Annotated in this window: 18 protein-coding genes; 8 read left to right on the top strand and 10 right to left on the bottom strand. The window is 72.9% G+C overall.

Annotated elements, in window-relative coordinates:
* Window positions 1-276: 276 nt before the first annotated feature.
* Window positions 277-1,308 carry a small ribosomal subunit Rsm22 family protein gene (locus ACIBCM_RS01570; protein ID WP_399238938.1) on the top strand — a complete coding sequence of 344 codons (1,032 nt, stop codon included), beginning with the start codon at window positions 277-279 and terminating at the stop codon, window positions 1,306-1,308.
* Between the two features lie 135 nt (window positions 1,309-1,443).
* On the top strand, window positions 1,444-1,935 hold the full coding sequence (locus ACIBCM_RS01575) for a universal stress protein (protein ID WP_399238940.1): 492 nt from the start codon (window positions 1,444-1,446) through the stop codon (window positions 1,933-1,935).
* 264 nt (window positions 1,936-2,199) lie between these two features.
* On the opposite strand, the gene ddaH is transcribed toward ACIBCM_RS01575, so the two are convergent.
* On the bottom strand, window positions 2,200-3,024 hold the full coding sequence (gene ddaH, locus ACIBCM_RS01580) for a dimethylargininase (RefSeq protein ID WP_399238942.1): 825 nt from the start codon (window positions 3,022-3,024) through the stop codon (window positions 2,200-2,202).
* Between the two features lie 788 nt (window positions 3,025-3,812).
* Between ddaH and ACIBCM_RS01585 the strand changes: the two genes are divergently transcribed.
* Entirely contained in the window at window positions 3,813-4,589 is a 777-nt protein-coding gene (locus tag ACIBCM_RS01585) for a bifunctional DNA primase/polymerase (protein WP_399238944.1), read from the top strand.
* Between the two features lie 96 nt (window positions 4,590-4,685).
* On the opposite strand, the gene ACIBCM_RS01590 is transcribed toward ACIBCM_RS01585, so the two are convergent.
* From ACIBCM_RS01590 to ACIBCM_RS01620, 7 genes are all read right to left on the bottom strand, one after another.
* Window positions 4,686-5,645, bottom strand: a complete 960-nt coding sequence (locus tag ACIBCM_RS01590) for a hypothetical protein (RefSeq protein WP_399238946.1) — start codon at window positions 5,643-5,645, stop codon at window positions 4,686-4,688.
* Window positions 5,563-6,612: an iron uptake transporter permease EfeU gene (efeU, locus tag ACIBCM_RS01595; RefSeq protein WP_399238948.1), complete on the bottom strand. Its 1,050-nt coding sequence runs from the start codon at window positions 6,610-6,612 to the stop codon at window positions 5,563-5,565. Before efeU ends, ACIBCM_RS01590 begins: the two co-directional genes overlap by 83 nt.
* A 228-nt stretch (window positions 6,613-6,840) precedes the next feature.
* Window positions 6,841-8,250 carry an iron uptake transporter deferrochelatase/peroxidase subunit gene (gene efeB, locus ACIBCM_RS01600; RefSeq protein ID WP_399238950.1) on the bottom strand — a complete coding sequence of 470 codons (1,410 nt, stop codon included), beginning with the start codon at window positions 8,248-8,250 and terminating at the stop codon, window positions 6,841-6,843.
* A gap of 12 nt (window positions 8,251-8,262) precedes the next feature.
* On the bottom strand, window positions 8,263-9,399 hold the full coding sequence (gene efeO, locus ACIBCM_RS01605) for an iron uptake system protein EfeO (protein ID WP_399238952.1): 1,137 nt from the start codon (window positions 9,397-9,399) through the stop codon (window positions 8,263-8,265).
* Between the two features lie 189 nt (window positions 9,400-9,588).
* Complete coding sequence (locus ACIBCM_RS01610) at window positions 9,589-10,419, bottom strand: heme ABC transporter ATP-binding protein (RefSeq protein ID WP_399238954.1); 831 nt, start codon at window positions 10,417-10,419, stop codon at window positions 9,589-9,591.
* On the bottom strand, window positions 10,416-11,717 hold the full coding sequence (locus tag ACIBCM_RS01615; RefSeq protein ID WP_399238956.1) for a FecCD family ABC transporter permease: 1,302 nt from the start codon (window positions 11,715-11,717) through the stop codon (window positions 10,416-10,418). Before ACIBCM_RS01615 ends, ACIBCM_RS01610 begins: the two co-directional genes overlap by 4 nt.
* A 2-nt stretch (window positions 11,718-11,719) precedes the next feature.
* Window positions 11,720-12,721 (bottom strand): hemin ABC transporter substrate-binding protein, encoded by a 1,002-nt coding sequence (locus ACIBCM_RS01620; protein ID WP_399239801.1) that lies wholly within the window; start codon window positions 12,719-12,721, stop codon window positions 11,720-11,722.
* 379 nt (window positions 12,722-13,100) lie between these two features.
* Here ACIBCM_RS01620 and ACIBCM_RS01625 point away from each other — a divergent pair, with 379 nt between their 5' ends.
* The 5 genes from ACIBCM_RS01625 to ACIBCM_RS01645 all read left to right on the top strand — a co-directional run bounded on the left by ACIBCM_RS01625 (window position 13,101) and on the right by ACIBCM_RS01645 (window position 19,061).
* A complete protein-coding gene (locus ACIBCM_RS01625; protein WP_399238958.1) occupies window positions 13,101-14,495 on the top strand; it encodes an HtaA domain-containing protein in 1,395 nt (464 codons plus the stop codon).
* A 47-nt stretch (window positions 14,496-14,542) separates the two neighbouring features.
* Complete coding sequence (locus tag ACIBCM_RS01630) at window positions 14,543-16,150, top strand: HtaA domain-containing protein (protein ID WP_399238960.1); 1,608 nt, start codon at window positions 14,543-14,545, stop codon at window positions 16,148-16,150.
* A gap of 151 nt (window positions 16,151-16,301) precedes the next feature.
* Window positions 16,302-17,045 carry a PhzF family phenazine biosynthesis protein gene (locus ACIBCM_RS01635; protein ID WP_399238962.1) on the top strand — a complete coding sequence of 248 codons (744 nt, stop codon included), beginning with the start codon at window positions 16,302-16,304 and terminating at the stop codon, window positions 17,043-17,045.
* Between the two features lie 320 nt (window positions 17,046-17,365).
* A complete protein-coding gene (locus tag ACIBCM_RS01640; RefSeq protein WP_399239803.1) occupies window positions 17,366-18,316 on the top strand; it encodes a phosphotransferase family protein in 951 nt (316 codons plus the stop codon).
* A gap of 478 nt (window positions 18,317-18,794) precedes the next feature.
* The gene (locus ACIBCM_RS01645; protein WP_399238964.1) at window positions 18,795-19,061 is read left to right on the top strand and encodes a hypothetical protein; all 267 of its coding nucleotides are present in this window, start codon (window positions 18,795-18,797) and stop codon (window positions 19,059-19,061) included.
* Window positions 19,062-19,417: 356 nt separating this feature from the next.
* Here the strand turns inward: ACIBCM_RS01645 and ACIBCM_RS01650 are convergent, their stop codons facing one another.
* The gene (locus ACIBCM_RS01650) at window positions 19,418-20,071 is read right to left on the bottom strand and encodes a heme oxygenase (biliverdin-producing) (RefSeq protein ID WP_399238966.1); all 654 of its coding nucleotides are present in this window, start codon (window positions 20,069-20,071) and stop codon (window positions 19,418-19,420) included.
* Window positions 20,072-20,268: 197 nt separating this feature from the next.
* Window positions 20,269-21,126 (bottom strand): type I methionyl aminopeptidase, encoded by an 858-nt coding sequence (gene map, locus ACIBCM_RS01655; RefSeq protein ID WP_399238968.1) that lies wholly within the window; start codon window positions 21,124-21,126, stop codon window positions 20,269-20,271.
* Window positions 21,127-21,161 lie beyond the last annotated feature (35 nt).

Below are 21,161 nucleotides of genomic sequence, written 5' to 3' on the forward strand. Positions count from 1 at the left end.
GAGCGAGGCTCGCGTTTGTGAGCAGCGCTCTCCGTTGCGGCCGGTGCTCTTGCTGGTGAGCGGCGATCGCGTGAGCGGTGCTCTCGGTTGCGGGCGCTGCTCTCGCTCCCAGTGCGGCGTTCTCGGCATGGAGCAGCGCTCCAGCACAGGAGCGGTGCTCGCCGGTAGGAGCGGTGGTCGCAGAGGTGAGCAGTGCTCTCGCTTGAGGGCGGTGCACGCACCTCGGAGCACCGCTCGCGTTCCCGGCGCCGGCCCCGCCCGGCCTAGAATCCCTTGGTGAACGCCAGTCTTCCCACCACCGAAGCCCTGCGTGGCGCGCTTGCCGCGCTGCTGGACGGATTGCCGCCCACGCAGGCCGCGCAGGCCGTCGAGCGGCTCATCGCCAGCTATCGCGGCGACACCCCCACCGATGCGCCCGTGCTGCGGGACCGGTCCGATGTCGCCGCGTACGCCGCGTACCGGATGCCCGCGACCTTTGAGGCCGTACGGTGCGCGCTGGGCGCGTTCCGGGACGCGGCGCCCGAGTGGGTGCCCCGTACACACACCGATCTCGGCGGTGGTACGGGCGCGGCGAGCTGGGCCGTGGCGGAGGCGTGGGAGGACGCGGACCCGGCGCCGCTGACCACCGTTGTGGACTGGGCCGAGCCCGCGCTGGCGCTGGGGCGGGAGCTGGCCGCCGCCTCGGGAGTGCCCGCGCTCCGCGCCGCCCGCTGGCAGCGCTCTCGTATCAGTGCGGCGCTCCGGATCGAGAGCACTGATCTCGTCACGGTCTCCTATGTCCTCAAGGAGCTGACCGGGAACGACCGCGCCGCCCTGGTCACCGAGGCCGCCCGCGCCGCCCGCGCCGTGGTGATCGTCGAGCCCGGCACCCCCGACGGCTACGCCCGGGTCATCGAGGCCCGTGACCGCCTCGTCGAAGCGGGGCTGACGGTCGCCGCGCCCTGCCCCCACAGCGGCGCCTGTCCGATCGTTCCCGGTACGGACTGGTGCCACTTCTCGGCGCGGGTCAGCCGTTCCTCGCTGCACCGCCAGGTCAAGGGCGGGTCGCTGGCGTACGAGGACGAGAAGTTCAGCTATGTCGTGGCCACGCGGTTCCCGGTCCGGCCCGCCCCCGCGCGTATCACCCGCAAGCCCCAGATTCGCAAGGGCCTCGTTCTGCTGGACCTCTGCACCGCCGACGACGGAATGCGCCGCGAGACCGTCACCAAACGCCGCGGCCCCCTCTACAAGGCGTCCCGTGATGCCACCTGGGGCGAACAGTGGCCTCCGCCGGAGGAGCCTGCACCCGGGGCGCCCGCGCCCGAGTAGCCCGGGCCCGAGGCGCCTGCACCCGAAGACCCGGCCCGGAGGGCCCCGCGTCACCTACGTCCCGAGGGCGCTCCCCGTGCCCGTCGCCCACGATGGGAGGAGGGAAAGCCGGCTCACCGCATCAGGGAGGCGTACGTGTCCGAGCGAGACAGTGCCCCGAACAGAGCCCCCGGCGGTCGGGCGGCGGGAGGCGAGCCCGAACGCGTCGTGGTCGGTGTCGACGGCTCCGTGTCGTCCAAGAGCGCGCTCCGCTGGGCCATCCGGCAGGCCGGTCTCACCCACGGGGTGGTGGAGGCGGTGATCTCCTGGCAGCTCCCGCCGTACTACGGCTCACTCGGCTGGATGCCGTCGCCCGTGGACTACGACCCCGCGACCACCGCCGAACGGGTTCTCAAGGATGCCGTCGAGGAGGTGGCGGGCCAGAAGCCGCCGGTGGAGATCAGGATCGAGGTGGTGCACGCCGGTGCCGCCGACGCCCTGCTGGACGCCGCCCGTGACGCGTCACTGCTCGTCGTCGGCAGCCGGGGCCACGGCGGGTTCACCGGGGCGGTCCTGGGCTCCGTCGCCCAGCACTGCACCCAGCACTCTCCCTGCCCGGTGGTCGTCGTCCGAGGCCCGGACCGCTGATCCGGCGCCCACACCCCGAGCCCCGCGCGGGCCCCGCCCCCGATCACCGCCCCCAACCCCGCCGGGGAGCCCGCCCCCGATCACCGCCCCCAACCCCGCCGCCCGGGGAGCCCGAGCCCGAGCCCGATCGCCCGCCCCGCCCCACCGCTGCCCAGGCCCTCCCTGCCCTCCCTGCCCCCCCCATGCCCCCGGAGGGTTCTTCCCCCGGCAGGAGCACGGGGGAAGAACCACACCACAGGTCAGATCACCACCGGCCCCTGACGCTCACTCACGCAACTCCTGCGTACAGCACTTCACACTGCCGCCCCCCTTCAGCAGCTCGCCGAGATCCATCCCGATCGGCTCGAACCCGCGGTCCCGCAGCGGTTCGAACAGCCCCACCGCGGCCTGCGGCAGCAGCACATGGCGGCCGTCGCTCACCGCGTTCAGCCCGAGGGCGGACGCGGCGGACCGCCCGGCGATCAGGGCGTCGGGGAAGAGCCGTGCGAGGACCGCGCGGCTGCCCGGCGAGAAGGCGTCCGGGTAGTACATGATCTCGTCCGTCGTGGCGTCCAGGACGCTCAGCGCCGTATCGAGGTGGTAGTAGCGCGGATCGACCAGGTCCAGTCCGATCACGGGCCGGCCGAAGAACTCCTGTGCCTCGTCGTGGGAGAGCGGACTGGAGCGGAAGCCGCGCCCGGCCAGCAGATACGAGGAGGTGACGGCGAAGTCGCCCTCGCCCTCGTTGATATGGACGGGCTCGTGGACATCGGTGAATCCGGCGGCGCGGAACCACTCCAGGTGGACCGCGGCCTCGGGCTCCCGTTCCGGATGGGCGAACCGGGCGCCCAGCACCCGGCCGTCGATGACGGTCGCGCCGTTGGCGGCGAAGACCATGTCGGGCAGGCCGGGTCGCGGCCGGAGCAGCTCGACGGTGTGACCCAGCGCGGTGTAGCGGTCGCGCAGGTCCTCCCACTGGGTCATGGCCAGCGGCAGATCGACGGGCTTCGCCGGATCCATCCATGGGTTGATGGAGTACGTCACCTTGAAGTGCGCGGGTGGGCACATCAGAAAGCGGCGCGGCGATGCCTCACGAAGCGATGAGCGCAATGAGGGCTCCTCACATACGAGTACAGAGGGGATACGCGGGTGTGCGTGCAGCCATGGTGGGGCCAAATCGGCCGTTGTGCAGGGAGGCGGCGGGGGGTTCGTTGTTTTGTACGGAAAGGCGGCCGCGTTGCGTTGTGCGAAACCGTAGCCATGCCTGCGCAACAACGGTTCCGGGGGAGTTCCGTACGGAAGACGCGGACGCCGTGAGGGGGCCGCCGGTCGCCCGTCAGGGGAGGCGATATGTCTCGATTCACTCCCGTCCGGATCGGGCCGCCATGGCCGGGACCAGGCCCCCCGGGGCCGATCTCGCGGCGGCGAACGCCCCCGGAGCGTGATCCACGGGGCCGCCCCGTCCTTGTCACCGTGGTGGCCTACCCGCGTACGGCCGTTGAGGGCATCGCCGCCCGTCCCGGAGCCGGCGGGCGGACGATCCACCGCCGGGGGCAGTCCAGGGGCCGCCCGCCGTGCCCCGCCGGCCGCCCCGCCTCACCCGCCACCTGCGCCTCGCCCGCACTGCGCCCGTACTTCGCCCTCGCCTCGTCCGTGCCCCGCCCCCGCGCCCCGCCCGCACCCCCCGTGCCTCCCCCCGGGACCCCGGTGATCCCCTCCCCGTGCCCCGGTGGGCGGGCCCCCAGGTCACGGGCCGTGCAGTATCCCGTACCACCCGCACGCGGGGGTCGGGAACGGGCCGATGGACCCCCCGGTTGAGGACTGTGGACACCCGGGGAGCAGGATGGTGGGACCATGGCAGGGACCGCGAGGGGCGAGCGTGATGTGTGAGGGGATAGATGGGCGACGGTAAAGGCCGCTACCGCGGCACGGAGAACAGGCTCCCCCGGGAGAACCGGCTGACCCAGTGGCTGCGCCGGCGCCCCAGGGACACCGGGCCCGAGGACTCCCGCCGCGAGGATCTGCTGCTTGCCGCCGCCGCCGCGGGCCTGCCGCTCGCGCCCGCCGCGTATCCCGTCTCCTACCGCTGTTCGTGCGAACGCATCGGCTGTCCGACGCCCGGCCGCCACCCCGTCTCCTTCGCCTGGCAGACGCAGTCCACCACCGACCCCGCCCAGATCCAGCGCTGGGCCCAGGGGCAGCCGCACGCCAATTTCATCACCGCGACCGGCATGGTCCACGACGTACTGGACGTACCGCTGGAAGCGGGCCGCAGCGCGCTGGAACGGCTGCTGGAACGGGGTATCGAGGTCGGCCCGGTCGCCGAGTCCGGCGGCGAGGGCGAGGACGCGCGGTCGCTGTTCTTCACCGCCACCCGCGGCACCCCCGAGGACGAGGACGAGTGGTGGCCCTGTGAACTGGACTGCCATCCGGAGACCATGGACGAGCACCCCGGGCTGCGGTGGCACTGCCGCGGCAGCTATGTCCTCGTACCCCCGGCGCGGCTCCCCGGCGCCGGGGACCGTGACCATGGGGTCGAGTGGGTACGCGGCCCGGAGCATCCGCTGCCGGACCCGCTGACACTCCTGGAGACCCTCACGGACGCGTGCGCCCGGTACGCGGGCGAGCACGAGCGGCTCGACCCGCACGAGGCGGCCTGGCCCCTGCACCGCTGACCCGCGGGAGCCGGCCCGGCCGCTCCACCGCAGACCCGGGGCCGAGCCGACCCCGGGGGCCGTTCCAGCCGACCCCGGGGCCGTATCGGAAGCGCCCTAACCGCCCTTCGCCGTCGTCAGACCCGCCAGGCGCCCCAGTACCTCCACCTGCCCCCCGCCCGGGCCGGATCCGCCCGACGGAGGGACCAGGACGGCCTGGCTGGAGACCCGCTCCTTGGTGATCGTGGACTTCGCGTTCCCCGTCAGCAGCGGCCGTACATCCGGGTGGATCTTCAGCGATACGCCCTTGGCGGCGGTCTGGCGTTCGTAGTTGCGGACTGTGAAGAAGACCAGCGCCCCGCCGTCCGCCGTGGCCAGCGCGAGCGGGGCGAAGTCGCCCGCGTCCAGGGGCTGGTCGATCCACTGGGTGGAGATCCCCGGCAGATTCGACGACTTCCCGCGGGCGTCGCGCCAGCCGGAGGTGTGCGGGCCGTCCGCGAAGAGCTTCGGCTCACCGGTCTGCATGAACGCCGTGTACTTCTTGCCCAGTTCACCCGGCGCGCTCACCAGCCCGGTGGCGTCCGCGGGGACCGGCTCGGCGAACCCGCCGCCGTCCGTCTTCAGCTCGGGCACCCGATCGGCGGGCAGGACCGTCAGATAGGCGGCCTTCCACACATCCGCCGGAGCGCCGCGGAGGAAGACCAGCAGCCAGCGCTCGTCCGCGCCGCCGCTGTCCGCCTGGGCCCCGGGGTCCGCGTTCGCGACGAAGTACCGGGGCCAGCCGGCCTTCTTCGGGATCGTGAACTTCGTGTCCGTCAGCTCCAGCGGCACATGCCGCGGGTTGCCGCCCGGAAAGTTGGTGCCGCGCGACTTCAGCCCGGCCTGGTTGATCGCGCCGAGCGCCCCCGTGACCCGGTCCGCGTCGAGCGAGGGGTCGTACGCCTTGTCGGCGGCGTTGTACGCGGCCGTGAACTCCCGTACCGCCTCGGCGGCCTCAGCCTTCGTCGCCGCCGGGACGACTTCCCGCTCCCCGTGCACGGTCACGCACCCGCTCGCCGTCAGGGCCAGCGCCGTCATCGTCACCAGCGCCGTCACCGCGCGCCTGCGGTACGGCGGCACCGGAGCGCCCGCCGTCCGCCCCCGCGACCGGCCCCGCCGCCGGTTCAGACTTCCCACCCGTATCGGCCTTTCCATCGGTCGCCTTCTCCTTGCCCCCCACGCCCCCGACTGAACGACCGAACCCTACCGGGGAGAGAAACAGTACGAGGGTGGGGATCAGATACAGGGACCAGACGACGACCTGGAGGACGGTCGGGTTGGGCTGGAAGTTGAGAACACCCTTCAGGAGCGTGCCGTACCAGCTGTCCGGCGGGATCGTGGTGCTGATGTCGAACGCCTTGTTCCCCAGGCCGCCGAGGAAACGGGCCTCCTGGAGGTCGTGGACGCCGTACGCGAGCACACCCGCGGCGACGATCACCAGCATGCCGCCGGTCCAGGTGAAGAACTTCGCCAGGTTGATCCGCAGCGCGCCCCGGTAGAACAGCCAGCCCAGCACGACCGCGGTCGCGATGCCGAGCAGCACCCCCATCAGCGGCTGCCCGCTCGCGCTGTCACCGGTGGCGGCCCGCACCGACGCCCACACGAAGAGCGCGGTCTCCAGCCCTTCGCGGGCCACCGCAAGAAAGGCCGTCGCGACCAGCGCGCCCGTGCCCATCCTCAGGGCCGCGTCCAGCTTGCCGTGCAGCTGGGACCTGAGGTGCCGTGCGGTGCGCCGCATCCAGAAGACCATCCAGGTCACCAGGACGACCGCGAGGATGGACAGGGTGCCGCCGAGGAGTTCCTGCGCCTCGAACGTCAGCGTCCGCGAGCCGAACTCGAGGGCGAAGCCGAAGCCGAGCGAGAGGGCGACCGCGACCCCGATACCGGTCCAGACCGGCCGTAGCGCGTCACGCCGGCCGGTCTTCACCAGATACGCGATGAGGATGCAGACGACCAGACTGGCCTCAAGACCCTCGCGCAGGCCGATCAGATAGTTGCCGAACACGGCGGGTCCCTTCTGTGGTGTGCGGTGCTGCCCGGTCTGGGGTGTGCGGTGCCGCCCGGGCGCCGGCCGGGACCGGCCGCCACGCGAGCGGATACGGCCGCGGTCCGGTGCGGACGCCCGACCGGGTACGGCCGCGGTGCGGGCACCTGGCCGGATGCGGCCACGGTGCGGTACGTGCGGTACGGCTCGGCGGTTACGGCCACGCGGTTTGCGGGGCCTTCCGCGCCGCTACGAGAACAGCGCCCGGCCCCACCAGTCGTCCCCGTCGCGGACGCCCGGCGGAATCGCGAACAGCGCCGAACCCACGTGCTGGATGTACTCGTTGAGGACATCACGCGCGGCCAGCGAACGCTGCACCGGCACGAATCCCCGGGCGATATCACGCTGGTACGCCAGGAAGAACAGCCCGGCGTCCAGCCGGCCCAGCCCGTCCGTGCCGTCGGTGAAGGAGTAGCCGCGGCGCAGCATCCTCGCACCGCCGTTGGTGTCCGGGTGCGCGAGCCGTACGTGCGCGGCCGGCAGCATGGCCGGAAGAAACGGCTCGTCGCGCTCCTTCGCCCTGCCGACGGGAGCGCCCTCGCCCTTGTCCCGGCCGAAGATGTCCTCCTGCTCCCGGAGCGAGGTGCGGTCCCAGGTCTCGATGTTCATCCGGATCCGGCGCGCGACCAGATACGAGCCGCCCGTCAGCCAGGCGGGCCCGTCCTTCGCGGCCACCCACACATGCCTGTCCAGTTCGGCGCCGTCGGTGCCGGAGATGTTCCGGGTGCCGTCCTTGAAGCCCATCATGTTGCGCGGGGTCTGCTCGTCGGGCGTCGTCGACGACGTCTTGCCGAAGCCGAGCTGGGACCAGCGGACGGCGACCCTGCCGAAGCCGATACGGGCGAGGTTGCGGATCGCGTGGACCGCGACCTGGGGGTCGTCGGCGCAGGCCTGGACGCACAGATCGCCGCCGCTGCGGGCCGGGTCGAGATTGTCGCCGGGGAAGGCCTCCAGCTCGGTGAGGGCCTCGGGCCGTCTGCCCTCCAGACCGAAGCGGCCCCTGCCGAACAGCGACGGGCCGAACCCGACCGTCAGCGTCAGCCGCGACGGTTTGAGACCGAGGGCCTCACCGGTGTCGTCGGGCGGCGCTTCGGGGAGCGCGCCGAACGCGCCCCCGCCGACCGCCAGACCCGCCGTCATCCGCTCGGCCGCGCGGGTCCACTCCCCGAGCAGCGCGACGAGTTCGGCGCGGTCCCGCGTACGGACGTCGAAGGCGGCGAAGTGCAGCCGGTCCTGTACGGCGGTGGCGACCCCGGCCTGGTGGACGCCGTGGAACGGCACGGCCGCGCCCGCCGGGGCACCGGTGCCGGTGCCGTCGCGCCCGCCGAGCGCGGCGGCGGTCCCGCCCGCGGCGGAGGCTCCGGCGACCAGTCCAGCGCCGCCCCATCCGAGCACCGCCCGCCGCGACGGCCTCCGGCCGCCCTCCGGCTCCCCGCCCCGGGCGCCCCCGGCGCCGCCGGGGCCGGTACCGTCACCGGCGCCCGTGCCGTTCCGATCGTCCCGGCCGCCCCGGCCCTCGGGCCGGTCCGGGCTTTCCGGCGGGGGCACCTGCTCCGTGCGGATCGTGTTGTCCGTGCGGTCCGTACCGGGCTCGGACATCTTCCGTACTCCCTACTTCACCACGGCCGCGGCCAGCTTCGACAACGGCTCCGCGAGCGCGTTCACCGCGTCGCTCAGTTCCTTGCGCTGACCCTTGCCGACCGTGTCGTAGGAGACGAAGTCGTATGCCGTCCTGTCCGCACGGTACTTGTCCAGCAGGGTGTTCAGCGCCGTGAACTGTCTGTCCAGCTCCGCCACGAGCTTCGGATCGTTCCTGACGGCGACGGGCTTCAGCAGCTCGTGGGACTTCTGCGCGCCCTCCACATTCGCCTGGAAATCGACCAGGTCGGTGTGGCTGTAGCGCTCCTCCTCACCGGTGACCTTGCCGGTGGCGACCTCGTCCAGCAGCTCCTTGGCGCCGTTCGCCATGGAGGTCGGGGTGATCTCCGCCGTACCGACCTTCTTCTGCCAGTCCGTCAGATCCGTGATCAGGGTGTCGGCGAGGGCCTTCTCCTCGGGGCCGATCCTGCGGTCCTGCCACAGGGCCTTCTCCAGCCGGTGCCAGCCGGTCCACCGCTGCCCCTTCTCCAGACCGTCCTCGCGGAGGTCCACCTTCGGGTCGATGTCACCGAAGGACTCGGCGACCGGCTCGGTCCGCTCCCAGCCGATACGGGAGGGCGCGTACGCCTTCTTCGCCGCCTCGATGTCCCCGGCCTTCACGGCGTCCGTGAACACCTTCGCCTTCGGCAGGGTCTCGTCGGCCTGCGCCTGCGCGTACTTCCGGTACGCGGCCACCGCGGCGTCCATCTCCGGGCTCCGCCGCGCGGCCGTGGCGCCCGTGACGGTGACCTTCTGCCGGATGCCGTCGCCCTTCATACCGGGCTTGCAGGCGATCTCGTACGAGCCCGCCTTGACCTCGGCGGTGAGCCGGGCCCGGGTGCCGGGGCCGATGTTCTCGCGCTCGGTGACGATCCGGTCGTCGGGGAACAGGATGTAGACCTCGGTGACCTTGGAGCCCTTGTTCTCGATGTCCAGCTCCACATGGCCCGCCGGGAAGTCCTTCTTCGACACCTCGCAGGAGTCGTCCTTCGCGGTGACCCGTACGGCGCCGTCGCCGCCCTTGCCGTCGGCCTTCTCCGCGCAGCCCGTGACGGCGGTCAGGGCGGCCGCCGCCGCGGTGGCGGTCAGGACGGAGAGACGGCATCGCATACGGGCTCCACGAAGAGATGAGGGGCGGCCCCGGGAGGCCGCTGCCGAAGTGGTGAGGCGGACCTAACTTAGCCGAGGCTCACCTGACCGGAACCCGCCTTCGCTGTGATGTGGACCTCAAGAATCCGGCCCGGAAAAAGGCAGGTCACACGGGTCCCATGCCGCCCCCATGGCCCGGTCAAGCACCGGTCAAAACGTCCGTTCCGGCAGGACCACCGGAGCGCCGGAACGCGGGTGCGGGAAGACCTCGACGGGCTGCCGGTAGACCCGGCTCAGCAACTCCCCGCCGAAGACCGCCGAGGGTTCGCCCTCGGCCTCGATCCGGCCGCCGTCCAGGACGGCGACCCGGTCCGAGTAGGCGGCGGCGAGCCCGAGATCGTGGAGCACCACGACGACGGCGTCCCCGCCGGCCGCGCGCGCACGGCAGATCCGCAGCACCAGTTCCTGGTGGCGCAGATCCAGCGCGGCGGTCGGCTCGTCGAGGAGCAGCAGCGCGGTCCGCTGGGCGAGCACCCGGGCCAGGGCGACCCGGGCGCGCTCACCGCCGGACAGCGCGGAGAAGGGCCGGTCCGCGAACTCCCCGGTCTCCGTGGCGGCCAGGGCTTCGGTTACCGCCTCGTCGTCCTCCTCTTCCCGTCCGGTCCCGGACCAGGGCGCGCGCCCCATCCGTACGACCTCCTCCACCGGGAAGGGGAAGGAGAGCGTGGCGGACTGGGGCAGTACGGCCCGGCGCAGGGCCAGCTCGGCCGGGGTCCAGCCGGCGGCGGGGCGGCCCGCGATCCGTACGGAACCCCCGTCGGCCGGGAGATCGGCGGCGAGCGCGGCGAACAGGGTCGACTTGCCCGCGCCGTTGGGCCCGACGAGTGCGAGCACCTCGCCCGCGCGCGCGGACAGATCGATCCCGGTCAGGACCTCCCGGCCGCCGAGCCGGACCCGGAGCCCGTGCGCCTCGGCCAGCACCTCGCCTGGCCCCGGCCTGCCGGGCAGCTCGCGCCGGCGGATTCCGAAGAGCGTTCTCATGCCCAGCCACCTTGCTTGCGACGGGTCCTGCGGAGCAGCCAGAAGAAGAAGGGGCTGCCGAAGAGGGCGGTGAGCACCCCGAGCGGGAGCTCGGCGGGCTCGGCGACGGTACGGGCGGCGAGATCGCCCACCGCGAGCATCAGCGCGCCGCCCAGTGCGGCGCCGGGGACGAGGAAGCGGTGCCCCGGGCCGTTCGTCATGCGCAGCAGATGCGGTACGAGGAGCCCGACGAAGGTGATGATCCCGGCGACGGCGACCGCGGCGGCGGTCAGCAGCGCGACCACCAGGACGAGTACGATCCGCAGCCGTTCGACGTCCACCCCCAGATGGCGGGCGGGCCGTTCGCCGAGCGCGAGGAGATCCAGCCTGCGCGCGTACAGCGGCGCGATCAGGAGTCCGAGCAGCGCGCAGGGCAGCACCGCCAGCACCTTGGGCCAGGTCGCCTGGGAGAGGGAGCCGAGCTGCCAGAAGGTGATCTGGGTGATCTGCGCGTTGTCGGCGAAGAAGACGAACAGCCCGATGAGCGCACCGGCGAACGCGTTGACGGCGATACCGGTCAGGATGAGCGTGACGACCTCCGTCCTCCCGCCCGACCGGGACATCACGTACACCAGCAGCACGGTCGCGAGGCCGGAGACGAAGGCGCAGACGGTGACGGTCCAGTTGCCGAGGAAGCTCAGTCCCAGCGCGATCGCGCAGACCGCGCCGACGGCCGCGCCCGCCGAGATCCCGATGATCCCCGGCTCGGCGAGCGGATTGCCGAAGACGCCCTGCATGAGTGCCCCGGCGCATCCCAGGCACGCTCCGACCAGCAGCGCGAGGACCACCCGGGGGAGCCTGACGTTCCACAGCACGCTCTCCCCGACCCGGTCGAGCGGCTGCCCGCCGAGCCCGGCCCGGTGCTGGACGGAGGCGATGACATCGCCGAGCGGAATGTCGTACGCGCCGTAGCCCGCCGAGACGAGCGAGACGGCGAGCAGCGCGCCGACGAGCACGACGGTGAGGAGACACGCGGTGGAGCGCGCCCGCCGGGGCCGGACGCCCACGGTGGCGGCTTCCGCGGCCGGGGGAGTTCCGGTACCTGTGGAGCTTCCCGTAGCCGCGGGGGTTGCTGTGCCTGTGGCGGCCCCCGTAGCCGCCGGGGTTACGGCACCCGCGGCGGCCTCCGCGGCCGGCAGGGTTCCCGTATCCGCGTGCGCTCCCGTATCCGTATCCGTGCCCGTCCGGGGGGCGTCGTTCAGAACCGGCTCGTCCTCGCCGGAAGGTTCCTGCGCGCGGGGACGCACCCCTGTGGTCATCGTCAGCCGCCGTTCGCGTAGAGCTGGTCCACCAGGGAGGCGAGGACCTGGTCGGTACGGGGGCCGTAGTTGAGCAGTACGCCGTCGTCGATCGAGACGACCCTGCGGTCCATGCCCGCCGGGGTCTGGGCGACGCCGGGGATCTTCACCAGGCCGTCGACGCCGTTGACCGACTGGAGGCCCTTGGTCATCACCAGGATGGCGTCGGGCGCCGCCTTGGCGAGGGCCTCGCTGGTGATGGCGGTGAAGTCCTTCCTCAGCCCCGACTCCTTGCCCGCGTCCACCGCGCCGGCCGCCTCCAGGAGGGACGCGGCGCCGGATTCGCTGCCGCCGAGCAGATAGACGGAGGCCGAGCCCCGCAGATACAGGAAGGCGACCCGGGGCTTCTCGCCCTCGCCGGGCTCCGGGATGTCCTTCTGGACCGCCGCGATCCGCGACTCCGTACGCTTCTTCAGCTCGTCCCCGGCCGCCCGGACACCCAGGGCCGCCGCCACCGCGTCGATCCGGGTGCCCACGTCCGCCAGGCTCTTCGCCGCCTTCACGGTGACGAGCGGAACGCCCGCGTCCCGTATCTGGGCCACCGCCTCCGCGGGCCCGGTGGTGGTGTCGGCGAGCACGAGTGTCGGCTTCAGCGACAGCACGCTCTCGGCCGAGACGTCGTGGCCCCGTGTCACCACCGGGAGGGAGTCGGCCTGTTCGAAGGTCGCGGTGACATCGCGGGCCACGACCTGCTTGCCGAGACCGAGGGTGAAGACGATCTCGCTCAGCGACCCCGACAGCGGAACGATCCGGTCCGTCGAGGTGACCGCGACCCGCCTGCCGTCGGCGGAGTCGACGGTCACCGGCAACTCCGGCTTCGGCGTGCCCTCCAGGGGCTCGACCCGGTCGGCGGCGGCGGAACCGGAGGCGGCCGTGTCCTTCCCGTCGGGGGAGGCGGTGGCGCCGCCCCCGCACCCGGTCGCCACCAGGGTCAGGGCGAGCGCGGCGAGAACCCGGCCGGCCAGACGGGACACCGGACGGATCACCTGCCGGGTTTCCGGGCCTGGTGCAGGGCGCGTATGCGGAGTTTCCGGGTGGCTTTCCGGGCGGGTTCCGCGCCGGGGACGCGTCGAGCGCGTCGGGAGCACCAAGGGCCGCGAGGGCTGCGAGAGCACCGGGAGACACCGTCCTGTCGTTCTGTGGCATGCGGTCGGGAGGCGGCGGGGTGACCGCCGTGGGGGCGGGCCGCCGTCGCCGCGGGCGGGGTTGGGCCGGAACCGGTACGCGGGGCTTCCGGCCTCGGCGAACTTAGCTTAGGTTAGCCTTACCTTGCTGGCCAGGCCCCTGGTCGATCAGGCCCCTGGGCTGTGAGCTGCCCCCGTCGTCGTATCCCGGGAGGGACCCATGCCGTCGTTCAGACCTGTCCGCGCGCTCGCCGTCGCGCTTCTCGCGGCCCTGCTCGGAGCGCTGCTCCCGGCCGGTGCCGCCCACGCGGCCGAGCGGACGGTCCAGGGCGGCAGGCTCGACTGGGGACTCAAGTCCTCCTTCCAGACCTATGTCACCGGGCCGATAGCCAACGGCAGTTGGCGGCTGACCTCGGGCGCGGCCACAGTCGCCGGCGGTCAGTTCCGCTTCCACTCGGCCCAGGGCTCGTACGACCCGGCCACCGGCGCCTTCGAGGCGCGGTTCACGGGCGGGGTCCACTTCACCGGCCACCGCAAGCCCGACGGCACCCAGGAGCTGGATCTCGCCATCAGCCGTCCCGCCGTGAAGGTCTCCGGGGGCCGCGGGACCCTCTACGCCGACATGGTCAGCAGGGCCAGGGGCACCGGAAAGGTCACCTCCTCGTCCCAGGTCCCGTTCGCCTCCCTCGATCTCTCCGGCGTCAACATGCGGGGCGGCACCGGACCCGTCGCCCTCAACAACATTCCCGCGACGCTCACTTCACAGGGAGCCACCGCGTTCGCCGGGTTCTACACGGCCGGCACCCCCCTCGACCCGGTCAGCCTGAGCGTCGACCTCGCCGACGAGCGGCCCGGCCGCAGCGCCGAACCCCCGGCCGGCGGGAACGACGCTCCCTCCGAGGCGGGCAGCCTCCAGGACGCCGCCGTCGACTGGGGTGTGCGCCGCACGTTCCGCGAGTACGTCACCGGGCCCATCGCCAAGGGGGAGTGGGCGCTCTCGGGCGGTGCGCAGGACGGCGGCGCGCTCTTCCGCTTCCCCCGGGGCAAGGGCACGTACGACGCGAAGAGGCAGAGCCTGGACGCGGCCTTCGCCGGATCCGTCCGCTTCACCGGTGAGCGGCTCGATCTGACGCTCACCCGGGTCACCGCGAAGGTGACCGGCGGCAAGGGCACGCTCAGCGCCGATGTCGTCAGCGGGGGTACGACCAGGAAGGCCGTCCCTCTGATCACCTTCGAGGCCCGGGACTTCGCGCCCGAGAACGGGCTCGCCGCGCTCACCGAGGTCCCCGCCACCCTCACGGCGGGCGGTGCCGGGGCGTTCGGCGGCATGTACAAGGCGGGCACGGCGATGGACCCGGTCTCCCTCGCCCTCACCGTGGACAAGAAGGCGAAGCTGCCCGCCCTTCCCGACCTGGGCAGCGATGTCACGCCCGCCCCGAGCGAGACGGCGCCGACGGCCCCGGCCACGCCCGCCGCCGACGCGGTCCCCGCGGCGGACTCCTCCGACTCGTCCTCCCCCACGGGGACGTATATCGCCGTGGGCGCGGGAGTGGTCCTCGCCGCGGCGATCGCCCTGTACGCCGTACGCCGTCGCCGTACGGCCGCGAACAGCTGATCCGCCGGAAACACGGACCGGATCCCATCCTCTAGGAGCAGACCCTCATGGCAGTACCCGGACGTCCCCAGTCGATAGCCGCCGCGGCCGCCGCCGCGGTCGTGCTCGGGGCCACCGCCCTCGCCCTCCCGGCGGCCGCCTCGACCGGTTCCCCGGGCGCCCCGTCCGCCGGCCCCGGGGCCGCAGAGGCGGGCCCGAGCGCGGCCCAGCCGCCCTACACCCTGAAGGAGGGCACCCTCGACTGGGGCCTCAAGGAGAGCTTCCGCACCTATGTGACCGGGGGCGCCAAGGGCCGGATCGAGGTCGCGGACGGGGCCCGGCAGGCCCCGGGCAACGGCCCGTTCACCTTCACGGGCGGCACCGGCACATACGACATGGGCAAGCACATCGTCGACACCGCCTTCAAGGGCAGCGTGACCTTCGTCTCCACCGCCCACGGCTACAGCATCGAAGTGGCCGATCTGAAGCTGGTGACCGAGGGCAGGAGCGGCAGCGTCAAGGCCGATGTCACCCTCAACGGCACAACCCGCGACGACATCGATCTCGCCGTACTGGATCTGTCGGCCACCCGGCCCGCCACCGGCCAGGGCGGCACGATGGTCTTCAAGGACATCCCCGCCAAGCTCACCGCCGACGGCGCCACGGCCTTCAACGGCATGTACCAGGCGGGGCAGGCGCTGGACCCGGTCACCCTCACGGTGAAGGCGGAGGCCGGAAAGCCGGATCCCGGCGGCCCCGGTGGTCCCGGCGGCCCCGGCGGCCCCGGTGGTCCCGGCGGCCCCGGTGGCCCCGGCGGTCCGGAGAACCCCGAAGGTCCCGGGAAGCCGGGCGACACGTCCGGCAACGTCCTCGGCGGCAATCTCGACTGGGGCGTCAAGAAGAGCTTCCGTGAGTACGTCACCACGGGCTTCGCCAAGGGGAAGATCGAGGTCGCCGGCGGTACGGCCACGAACGCCGCCGGATTCCGCTTCCCCCGGGGCAAGGGCTCCTTCGACGCCGGGAAGACCCTCTCGGTCTCCTTCGACGGCTCGGTCCGCTTCCTCGGCCACCTCGACAAGGGCGAGTACATCCTCGACCTGCGGCTCAGCGACCTCAAGGTCCGGGTCGACGGCACCCGGGGGACCCTCCTCGCCGATGTGAGCACCAAGGACCGCGAGAGCCGGAAGGTCGCCACGTACAACGACCTCGGCATCGCCTCGCTGAAGGTCCCGGCGGGCGCCCTCAAGGCCGAGAAGAAGGTCGTCAGCCTGAGGGCCGTCCCGGCCACGCTCACGGCGGACGGCGTCAAGGCGTTCGGCGGCATGTACCAGGCGGGCACGGTGCTGGACACCCTCAGCGTCTCGGCGGCCCTCGACAAGAACGCCCAGCTGCCCGGCGCGTCCGGCGGCGGTGGATCGAACGGCTCGGGCGGATCCGGTGGTTCGAACGGCTCGGGCGGTTCGAACGGGTCGGGCGGCTCCACCGGCGGGGCGACCGGTTCCACGGGCGGCTCGGTCGGTGGCTCGGTCGGCGGCAGCGGCACCTCGGGCGGTGCCCTGGCCGCCACCGGTGCCGGTGTCCCGACCACCGCGCTGCTCGCGGCGTCGGCGGGCATCGTCGCGGCGGGCGCCGGCGTGGTGGTCGCGACGCGCCGCCGCAGGTCCGCCGGGAGCTGACGAGCCCCGCGGGGCAGCGACAGCCGCATCCCCCCTGCGACGGGTCCGCACCGGCGGTGAACACGCCGGTGCGGACCCGTCGTTGTGGCCCGGGCGGTGGGATCCGGCCGACGGGCGCGCCCCCCGGCCCGGCTGGTGCTTCAATGCCGGGGTGAACGAACGCCCCGCACTCGATGTGCTGAACGTCTTCTGCGGCGCCGACGGGCGGCACGGCAGCGCCCTCGGAGTCGTACGAGACCCCCGTGCCCACCCCGACCAGGCGTCCCGGCAGGCGCTCGCCGCCGAACTCGGCTTCAGCCGGACCGTCTTCGTCGACGACCCCGAGCGCGGGGTCGTCGACATCCACGCGCCCGGGCTGCGGCTCCCGTTCGCCGGGCATCCGCTGGTCGGCGCCGCCTGGCTGCTCGATCTGGAGGAGCTGAACCCCGAGGCGGGACCCGTGTGGGCCCGCAACGACGGGGAGTTCACCTGGATCACCGCACGCGCCCCCTGGGCGCCGCCCACCGTGATCGAGCAGTACGCCACCCCCGACGAGGTCGACGCGCTGCCCGCGCCGCCCCCGGGCGAGGGGCGGCTCTACGCCTGGGCGTGGGAGGACGAGGCCGCGGGCCGGGTCAGGGCGCGGGCCTTCCCCCGCCGTGACGGTCCGATCGTGGAGGAGGAGGCCACCGGCTCGGCGGCGCTGCTGCTCACCGACGGGCTGGGCCGGGCCCTGAACATCACTCAGGGCCGGGGGTCGCAGATTCTGACCGCCCCCGGCCCCGGCGGCGAGGTCGAGATCGGCGGCCGTGTACGCCTCGCCGCCGCGGCCCCGGTGCTCGTGCCCGTACCCCCTCCGGCCGCGGTGCCCCGGCGCAGGCTGAGCGTCGCCCAGGCGCTCAAGGCGATGAGCTGACCCCGGAACCCCGGAACCCCGGAACCCCGGAACCCCGGGGCCGGACCCGAGTGCTTCCGGACCTCGGGACGCGGGCGCTTCCGGACCGGCCGCCGCGGGGGCGGGCACGTCCGGACGGCCCGGGGCTCCCGGCCCGTATGCCGGCCGCGCGGCGGCCACCCGCGCCCGCTGAACGGAGCCGGACGCCGGACCGGCGTCGACAACGCCCCCGGCTTCGCGGAGTATGACGGCTTCGGACGACACTCCGGCCGTCCCCCTGCCGTGCCCGCGCCGGTGTGCGGCCCGGGTGCCTGAACCGTGGATGACGAGGTGACACCGTGATCGACCGTCATGAGGCCGCCGCCGTCCGGCCGTTGACGCTGGCCTGGGTGAGCCGCCACCTGGAGGCCGGCGAAACGATCGTCGGAACGGAGGCGCTGCACGGCGGTATCACCGCCGAGATGCGGCGGCTGACCATCGGCACCCGGGACGGAGGTACCCGTGACCTGGTGCTGCGGACCTTCGTCGGCATGGAGCACGCCGAAGACGGTCTGACCAGGGAGGCCGGTGCCCTGACGCTCCTCCCGGGGACCGGAGTGCCGGCTCCCGCACTGGTCGCGGTCGATCCGACCGCGACGCACTGCGAGTATCCGTCGCTCCTGATGACCCATCTGCCGGGCCGGACGGTCCTCGGCGACGAGGGGCTTCGGACGCGCGTTGCCCTGCTGGCCCGTCAGCTCGTGGCGATCCACGCGTTGCGACCCGCCGAACGGCCCCGGGAGTATGTGACGCTGACGACCGCCGACACCGTCGTGACGCCGAAGGGCGCCGACGCGGCGGCATGGGCCGCGGCGATCGACGTGATCCGCAAGCCCGCGCCGCCCTATGAGGGGCGGTTCCTGCACCGGGACTTCCAGCCGGGCAATGTGCTGTTCGACGTGCCGCCCGGACGTCCGGCAGACACCCGGATCACCGGCGTCGTGGACTGGGTGCAGACTTCCTGGGGTCCGGCGGATCTCGATGTGGCGCACTGCTCCACCAATCTCGCGCTGCTCCACGGCCCGGCGTGGGGCCCCCGGTTCGCCGAGGCGTATGAGGAGGCCGGCGGGGTGCCGGCCGCGGACGCGGGCGAGCGGCTGTACTGGCGGGTGCGTGACGCGCTGGCCTTCTCGGAGGACGTGCGGCTGGTGTCGCGGCCATGGCGGGAGGCGGGGAGGACGGAGCTGACGACACAAGCCGTGGAGGAGCGGCTGGACGCCTATGTCACCGGCCTGATGGACGCGCCGGACTGAGCCGGGGGCGGCCCTCCTGCTCCCGCCGGACGGCACCAGCCGGAGCCTTGGCCCGGGCCCTCGGGAGCCGGGCACTCCCGGACGCCCGGCACCCCGGCCGCCGCCCCGGGGCCATGTTCTGCCAGGCGGCACTGACAGGCCCGGTGTCGCTCCATCGCGGTCCGGGCCCGGACGCGTCCGGCGATGGTCTCGGGCCGTCCGTCGGTTGCGCGTACGGTCCCCGGCGCGCGTGACGCACACCGGGCCGGGGAGCGGCGACCACGACCGCGGCGACGGGTACGCAGGGCGTCGCCCCTTCGAGCCGCGGCACCAGGACCGCCACCGCCTCGTACTCCGGTGCCCCGTGCACGAATCGGCAAGTGGTGGGTACGGAGCGTCGACGACCTCCGGTACCGCCTCCGGCATCCTCATGTGCAGGCCGGGTCCCATCCGGGACAAGGGCTCGACATACATCCGTACCGATGCAAAGGAGACGCATATGCGAGGACGTCTGTTGATCACCGGCATGGTTCTGGGGGCCACCGCCCTGCTGGGCACCGCGGCGACCGCACAGGCGGCCGTGGTGCCGGCGGGCACGAGCGCGCCCGCCGGCGAACGGTCCGCCAGCGCGTGGATTCCCATCCCCGGCACCTTCCCCAGCTCCACGGCCTGCAATGCCGCCGGTGCCAGCAGTGTCTACTCACAGTGGGACTGCGTCCGCCTGCCCAACGGCCGGTGGCAGCTGTGGGTGAACGACGCGTCCTGAGTGCTGAGCAGCTCCCTCGGCACGGACCCGTGGACGCCCGCCTCCCGCTGAACGGCGAGGTCCCCGGGCGACGTGCTGTGGCGGCGCGGACGTGCCCTCCTCCTGAGGCACGTGCGCCGTGGGCGCTGCCGGCGGTGTACAGCGGCCTTCGGGACCTCCGCGGTCTCGGAGGCCGCTGCTCGCTGAGGGTGCACCGCCGGCCGGGACGGTCGCCGGCCCGATCCGAACCGACCGCCCGCGCGGGCCCTGTACCGAAATCCGACCGTGGCCGGCGCGGCGGGCCCGCCCGGCGCGGAGAGCCGGCGGCCGGCCACCGGCTCCGGCGACGGGCGGACCGTCGGACGCGCGGGGCGGGCTCAGGCGCTGAGCGGGAACTCCGAGCCCAGCTCGCGGAAGACGGCGCCGTTGAAGTCGAAGGCGCGCCGGCACTCGTCGATGATCCGCTGCTTCTCCAGATCGTCCGCGTCCACCGCGTCCAGCAGCTCGCGGTACCCCCGCTTGAAGGCGGCGGGGTTGGGGATCTGCTCGAAGACGTAGAACCGCACACCGTCACCCTTGCGGGCGAAGCCCCAGGTCTTCTCCGCCTTGTCGCGGATGATCTGGCCGCCCGAGAGATCACCCAGATAGCGGGTGTAGTGGTGCGCCACATACCCGGCGGGCCAGGTCCGCGCGCACTCCTCGACCCGTGAGGCGTACGCGGCGGTCGCGGGCAGGGGGCTCAGCGAGTCCCGCCAGCCGTCGCCCCGCAGATGCGCGAGATCGCGCTCCAGCTCGGCGGTGCGCATCAGCTCCGGACGGATGAAGGGTCCGGCGACCGGGTCGTCCCTCAGTTCCCGCGCGGCCCCCTCCAGCGCCCGGTACACGAACCACAGCTGTTCGGTGTAGCGCGTGTACGCCTCGACGCCGAGCCGGCCGCCGAGCAGATGGCTCATGAAGGGGGAGGTCTCCGCTTCGGTGTGCTGCTCGTGCGACGCGACACGGATCAGGGTGGAGAAGGGCGTGGCGTCCAAGGCGGACCTCCAGGGAACGGAAGGACGAAGAGCGGACGGCAGCGGCGCAGGACTGTTGCCATCGATGATTCTTCCTACTTAGGCTTACCTAAGTCAATACGTTCCCGACGCACTGTCGGTAAAACCGCGGGGATCCACAGGCCCGCGGGGATCCACAGGCCCGCGGGGATCCACGGGACCCGGAGACTCACATGACCTCAGGGCAGTGTGAGGATCTCCGCTCCGGTGTCCGTGACCACCAGGGTGTGCTCGAACTGGGCCGTCCGCTTCCGGTCCTTGGTCACCACCGTCCAGCCGTCGTCCCACATGTCGTACTCGTACGTCCCGAGGGTCAGCATCGGCTCGATCGTGAAGGTCATGCCGGGCTGGATGACGGTCGTCGCGTGCTCGGAGTCGTAGTGCGGGACGATCAGCCCGGAGTGGAACGAGGAATTGATCCCGTGCCCCGTGAAGTCCCGCACCACGCCGTAGCCGAACCGCTTGGCGTACGACTCGATGACCCGCCCGATCACATTGATCTGCCGGCCCGGCTTGACGGCCTTGACGGCCCGGCTGAGCGACTCCCGCGTCCGCTCCACCAGCAGCCGTGACTCCTCGTCCACGTCGCCGCAGAGATAGGTGGCGTTGTTGTCCCCGTGGACCCCGCCGATGTACGCGGTCACGTCGAGGTTCACGATGTCCCCGTCGCGCAGCACGGTGGAGTCGGGGATGCCGTGGCAGATGACCTCGTTGACCGAGGCGCACAGCGACTTGGGGAACCCCCGGTAGCCCAGGGTGGACGGATAGGCCCCGTGATCGCACAGGAACTCGTGCGCGACCCGGTCCAGTTCGTCCGTGGTCACGCCCGGGGAGATGTGCTTCGCGGCCTCCTCCATCGCCTGCGCGGCGATACGGCCCGCGACCCGCATGCGCTCGACGGTCTCGGAGTCCTGCACCTCGGGCCCGGTGTACGGGGTCGGTGCGGGCTTCCCGACGTACTCGGGACGGGGGATGGAGGCGGGAACGGAGCGGATGGGGGAGAGCTCCCCGGGTACGAGCAGCGACTGGCCAGACATGTCAGCGAGTCTAACCAGCGCCCGTGGGGCAGGCT

Source organism: Streptomyces sp. NPDC051018 (assembly GCF_044456085.1).
In the GTDB taxonomy this organism is placed as follows: Bacteria; Actinomycetota; Actinomycetes; order Streptomycetales; family Streptomycetaceae; genus Streptomyces.

Excerpts from the sequence above, each read along its gene's own strand:
- map (WP_399238968.1), bottom strand. The coding sequence starts at position 21,126 with ATGTCTGGCCAGTCGCTGCTCGTACCCGGGGAGCTCTCCCCCATCCGC.
- ACIBCM_RS01585 (WP_399238944.1), top strand. The coding sequence starts at position 3,813 with ATGGGCGACGGTAAAGGCCGCTACCGCGGCACGGAGAACAGGCTCCCC.
- ACIBCM_RS01615 (WP_399238956.1), bottom strand. The coding sequence starts at position 11,717 with ATGACCACAGGGGTGCGTCCCCGCGCGCAGGAACCTTCCGGCGAGGAC.
- efeB (WP_399238950.1), bottom strand. The coding sequence starts at position 8,250 with ATGTCCGAGCCCGGTACGGACCGCACGGACAACACGATCCGCACGGAG.
- ACIBCM_RS01610 (WP_399238954.1), bottom strand. The coding sequence starts at position 10,419 with ATGAGAACGCTCTTCGGAATCCGCCGGCGCGAGCTGCCCGGCAGGCCG.
- ACIBCM_RS01625 (WP_399238958.1), top strand. The coding sequence starts at position 13,101 with ATGCCGTCGTTCAGACCTGTCCGCGCGCTCGCCGTCGCGCTTCTCGCG.
- efeO (WP_399238952.1), bottom strand. The coding sequence starts at position 9,399 with ATGCGATGCCGTCTCTCCGTCCTGACCGCCACCGCGGCGGCGGCCGCC.
- ACIBCM_RS01630 (WP_399238960.1), top strand. The coding sequence starts at position 14,543 with ATGGCAGTACCCGGACGTCCCCAGTCGATAGCCGCCGCGGCCGCCGCC.
- ACIBCM_RS01590 (WP_399238946.1), bottom strand. The coding sequence starts at position 5,645 with ATGACGGCGCTGGCCCTGACGGCGAGCGGGTGCGTGACCGTGCACGGG.
- ACIBCM_RS01645 (WP_399238964.1), top strand. The coding sequence starts at position 18,795 with ATGCGAGGACGTCTGTTGATCACCGGCATGGTTCTGGGGGCCACCGCC.